The organism is Sphingobium phenoxybenzoativorans, assembly GCF_001757355.1.
GTDB classification, from domain to species: Bacteria; Pseudomonadota; Alphaproteobacteria; order Sphingomonadales; family Sphingomonadaceae; genus Sphingobium; species Sphingobium phenoxybenzoativorans.
The window spans coordinates 1-4,658 of sequence record NZ_MINO01000139.1 but is presented as its reverse complement, the minus strand read 5'-3'; the positions used below and the strand labels follow the sequence as shown (position 1 = coordinate 4,658).

The 4,658-nt window shown below is 66.0% G+C and carries 7 protein-coding genes; 1 reads left to right on the top strand and 6 read right to left on the bottom strand.

All coding sequences use genetic code 11. The features are described from left to right. From BHQ40_RS24110 to BHQ40_RS24090, 5 genes are all read right to left on the bottom strand, one after another. A partial coding sequence (locus BHQ40_RS24110; RefSeq protein WP_171905957.1) for a head-tail connector protein occupies positions 1-467 on the bottom strand: 467 nt, incomplete at its 3' end. A gap of 260 nt (positions 468-727) precedes the next feature. Beyond that, positions 728-1,861: a phage major capsid protein gene (locus tag BHQ40_RS24105; protein WP_070158242.1), complete on the bottom strand. Its 1,134-nt coding sequence runs from the start codon at positions 1,859-1,861 to the stop codon at positions 728-730. 227 nt (positions 1,862-2,088) lie between these two features. After that, the gene (locus BHQ40_RS24100) at positions 2,089-2,613 is read right to left on the bottom strand and encodes a hypothetical protein (protein ID WP_070158241.1); all 525 of its coding nucleotides are present in this window, start codon (positions 2,611-2,613) and stop codon (positions 2,089-2,091) included. 60 nt (positions 2,614-2,673) lie between these two features. After that, entirely contained in the window at positions 2,674-3,201 is a 528-nt protein-coding gene (locus BHQ40_RS24095; protein WP_083277141.1) for an HK97 family phage prohead protease, read from the bottom strand. A 5-nt stretch (positions 3,202-3,206) separates the two neighbouring features. Further along, positions 3,207-3,518, bottom strand: a complete 312-nt coding sequence (locus BHQ40_RS24090; protein ID WP_070158239.1) for a DUF6127 family protein — start codon at positions 3,516-3,518, stop codon at positions 3,207-3,209. 215 nt (positions 3,519-3,733) lie between these two features. Between BHQ40_RS24090 and BHQ40_RS26425 the strand changes: the two genes are divergently transcribed. Continuing rightward, positions 3,734-3,910, top strand: a complete 177-nt coding sequence (locus BHQ40_RS26425; RefSeq protein ID WP_171905956.1) for a hypothetical protein — start codon at positions 3,734-3,736, stop codon at positions 3,908-3,910. 83 nt (positions 3,911-3,993) lie between these two features. On the opposite strand, the gene BHQ40_RS24085 is transcribed toward BHQ40_RS26425, so the two are convergent. Next, the coding region (locus BHQ40_RS24085; protein WP_139139470.1) for a phage portal protein at positions 3,994-4,658 on the bottom strand (665 nt) is incomplete at its 5' end.

Below are 4,658 nucleotides of genomic sequence, written 5' to 3'. Positions count from 1 at the left end.
TCGGTGAACATATGCGCGGCCAGCCGGACGACGCCCTGCCGCAACCCTTCGGGCAGGCCGTCCCACTCCTCGGCCATGCCCGCCACCAGCGGAACCTCGACCCGCCCGGCGCTGCCCGGCGCGCTCACCCGCACCCAGCCGTCGCCATGCGCGTCGATGTCGATCGCATGGCTCCCCACCGGCAGGGTAAATACAGACCCCTCCGCCGGAATGCCCCGCAGCGCCCCGATGCTGCGCACCGGCGTTACCGGCAAGCGCGCCCAGCGTTCCGCAACGGGCATGGTCGCCACCCCGGCCCGCTCCAGCGTCACCTGCCCCGTAAACGCCTCCGCATGCGCCAATGCCGCGCGCAGCAATTGCTCCGTCAGCGCATCCTCGCCATTGCTGTCGATGCGCAGATACGCCTTCACCTGCGCCACCGCGCCCACCAGCGCAGCGGCGTCAGGCGCCTCCATGACCACCGTCATTGGCGCCCCCTTCATCATGGAATTATCGTGGGATGAACATCGGGTGGGCCAATCCCGCCACACCCACCTCCGTTCGCCCTGAGTAGGGGCTGAGCGAAGTCGAAGCGCATTGGGTCGGATCGTCCCCCGGACGATCCTGAAACATCCGGGGGATGTTTCACCCTATGCGGTATCGAAGGGTAAGCGCCAAGCTCACATCCTTCGATACGCCATTTCGACTTCGCTCAATGGCTACTCAGGACGAACGGGTTTATGTCAGTTTACGAAGCGGCGAACTTCATCAGCTTGATCGCCTCCGAATTGGCGACCGCCCCGCCGATCCGCTTCACCGCATAGAAATGCACGAAGGGCTTGTTGCTGAACGGATCGCGCAGGATGCTGGTCTCGCTGCGTTCCGCGATCACATAGCCGTGCGCGAAATTGCCGAAGGCGATGGACAGGCTGTCCGCCGCCACGTCCGGCATGTCCTCCGCCTCGACCACCGGGTATCCGAGCAGCGTCGCGGGCTGCCCGGCGGCAAGCGAAGGCTGCCACAGGAACGCGCCGTCGCTCGTCTTGAACTTGCGGATGCGCGCCAGCGTCGCGCTGTTCATCACGAAACTCGCCCCCTGCCGGTACGGCGCGCGCAGCGCCTGCACCAGGTCGATCAGCCGGTCCTGCGGATTGCTCGCCGCAAAGCCTCCGGAAGCGCCCGACGCCACATATTGCAGCGACCCGAACGCCCGCACCCCGTCCGCCTCATTGGTGGTGGTGTAGGTCAGGAAGCCCTTGGGCTTGTTCGTGCCGTTACCGCTGACGAAAGCCGCGCCCTCGGCCCGCGCGAACTCCCTTGCGATTTCGTCCGCCAGCCAGCTTTCGACATCGAACTGCGCATCGTCCAGCATCGCCTGGCTTGCGGCCGGATTGGCGAACAGCTCGCCGCGCGGCGGCGCGATCTCGTTGAAGGTCGGCGTCGCCGTCTCCGCCCGCGCCCCGGTCTCGCTCGCCCAGCCCGACACGGTGCCGCCGCTCGTCACCAGCTTGCGATAGCCCGCGCTCCCGGTGCGCACGACATTGGCGATGGCGCGGATCGGCGACACGGACTTCAGCGCCGCGTCGATCATCTGGTCGATCTCGCGCGGCACCGCATAGCCACCCGCAGCATCCGTGGCGCCGGAAAAGCTCTTCAGCTCCACCCCGGCCTCCAGCCCCCGCCGCAGGTAACGCTCGACAAAGGCGGTGCGCGCAGGATCGGCGGCAGTGTCAACGCCCTTCACCCCATCCAGCACCGGCCGCTGCGCGACAATGGCCTGACTTTTCATCGCCACAATGTCGGCCTCCAAAGCCGCAATCCGCTCCTCCTGCAGAACAGCGTCAAACGCCCCCTCCAGCCCGTCCGCCTTCACCTCGATCATCTTCGCTTCTCCCGCACACAAAGAAAAAGGCGGCCCCGAAGGACCGCCTGAAAAACCGCAAACCACCGTCACCCCTGCGAAGGCAGGGGTCCCGCTTCCCTTCAAAAGAGCGGGACCCCGGATCACGTCCGGGGTGACGAAACGATAGCCCTTCACCATCACGCAATCGTCATCCCGGACCTGATCCGGGATCCATGAGCGCAAACCTCAAATATTATGGCGGCGCGTTATCCCGCATACATGTACCAGGCCAACCCCTCATCCGGCGCGATCAGGATCATGCCTTCTCCGCCGTTGAATATCTTGTGCCAGTTCCCGGATTGACCGAGCACATGGCGATGATCATTCAACCTCAACCACTGCAATTTTTCTGACGCGCAATTCGATGCGTTATTGGCATAGAGGGTGATGCGCCGCTGATCCGGTCCGACATAGGCATATTGGCCATCCTCGATGCGCAACGGCGTGCGATACCATTCCAGCGGCAGATCATTCCCGCGCCGGAACCGCGCAACGGTCGCGGGCGTGATGCGGTACACGCCAAAGCTGCACCCTTCCCTGAAACCCGCTTCTCCGTCGAAGCCGATGATCTCTGACCACTGTATTTCGGGCGGCAACGCCTGTCTGGGTACACGCCATTGGATGAGAGTGCAGAATCCCAGCGGCAGGCAAAGCAACAGCGCGAGAAGGATCAGGCAACCCTTGAACAGGGTGTCGCCCCTCGTTGCTTCCGCTTCACCGCTATAGGACATTGACGCTTTCCGGAGGTTCCTCCTCCGGGTCGCACAAATAGATGAAGGCATGATTGCCGCTTATCCCTCCACCCCAACCACCCGCGCCAAGGGCTGCATCGGCTGCGCCACCAAACTCACCTCCACCAAATCCAGCGCCGTCAGTTCCCGCGGCCGCTCCCCCTTCGCCTCCCGCACCCGGTATCCGAAGGACAGGCCGTCGATCGCCCCGTCCTTCACCAGCGCCGCGATCATGCGTCCCGCCGCCGTGCGCGCCGACACCCGGCCGACGACCCGCAACCCGCGTTCATCCTCGGCCATATGCTCGATCAGGCCCACCGGCCGGTCCGGCGCATGCTGCCACAGCAGCGGCACCCGCCTGCCCGCGACCGCGCCGAACGCCCCGCGCCGCACCACGTCCCCGCCCCGGTCCACCCGGTCGAATATCGCTGCGTAGCCGGCGAAACGGATGTCCTGCGCGCTACCTCCACCCCGTTCGGGCTGAGCGAAGTCGAAGCCTTCCACCGAACGCAGTGAGGCGTCTTCGCCTCCGCTCAGACGAGGGCTTCGACCTCGCTCAGCCCGAACGGCGTTATTGGTTCCCGCCATCCCCCTCACCCCTTCACCATCGCGAACAACCCCAGCTTCACCGCGATCCCGATCAGCATCAGCGCAAGGCACCCGCGCACCATCCAGCCGATCACCGCGCTGCGCACCGCCTTCTTCGCGTCGCGCCACGCGCGCAGCAATTCGCGCAGTTCGCGCAGATCCCGTTCCGCCTTGGGGTCCGAAAGCCCCAGCCGGTCCAGCGCCCGCGCCGCGCCCAGGTCGCTCGCCTCCTCCACCAGCGCGCGGATCATGATCAGGCTGCTGCCCTCTCCCTCCGCCTGCGCCACCAGCCGCGCCAGCATGTCCGTATCGTTCATTTCACACCTTCACCTTGCAGCGCCTCTCCCTTGGGAGAGGCAGCGAGACTTGATAAGGCGAAGCCAAAGCTAGTCGCAGCGGAGAGGGGTTCGCCCCCGCCAACCCGCGCTACCGGTTTCGCGCACACGTCTTTCCACTATTCTTCCGCCGCGAAATCATGTCCGTCAGCGGACGCCACTTTCGTCCGTCGGTTCCCGCCGCTACACCGGAGCGCATGTCCCCGCTCCGCATCCTGATCCTCGCCGCGCTGCTGCTCGCCAGCACCGCCATCTTCTGGCTCTGGTGGACGGACTGGCTGCTGATCGACGACTGCCTGGACGCGCAGGGCAAATGGGACGCCTCGACCCGCACCTGCCTGATCGACGCAAAGACCTACCGGGTGCCGGGCTGACCGGCCCGACCATTTACCTCCGTTCGCCCTGAGCTTGTCGAAGGGCTGTCCTTTTCTTCAAGAAGGACAAGGCTTCGACAAGCTCAGCCCGAACGGTTTGGCGGGAAGCCCTCACCCAACCCACCCCCGACCCCCAGCATCGCCCGCTTCTCCTCCGCGCTCAGGAAGTCCGCCGCCGCCACCCGCGTCCATTGCGCGTCCCGCTCGTCGGACAGCGCCGCCACCCGGTCGAGGTCCACGCTTAGCGCCACGACGGGCATCCACGGCGCCAGACCCTGCGCAATCCCGCGCAATATCTTCTCCGCCAGCGGCAATATCGTCTGCCGCCACAGCGCCTTGTTCGCCTCGCGATAATTGGCGTAAGCATTGTCGCCGGGCAGGCCCATCAGCATCGGCGGCACGCCGAAGGCCAGCGCGATCTCCCGCGCGGCCGCCGCCTTCAACCCCACAAAATCCATGTCGGCGGGCGACAGGCTGAGCGCCTGCCAGGAAAGCCCGCCCTCCAGCAGCATCGGCCGCCCGGCATTGCCCGCGCCCTGAAACGCCGCCTCCAGTTCCGCCTTCAACCGCGCAAACTGTTCGGCGCTCATCGCCGCCCCGTCCGCGCCGGGATCATGGACCAGAGCGCCCGACGGCCGGGCGGCATTGTCCAGCAACGCCTTGTTCCACACCGTCGCGGCATTGTGGATCGCCACCGCGCCCGCCGCCGCGCCGGTGCAGCCAAGGCCATAATGATCGTCCAGCGGAT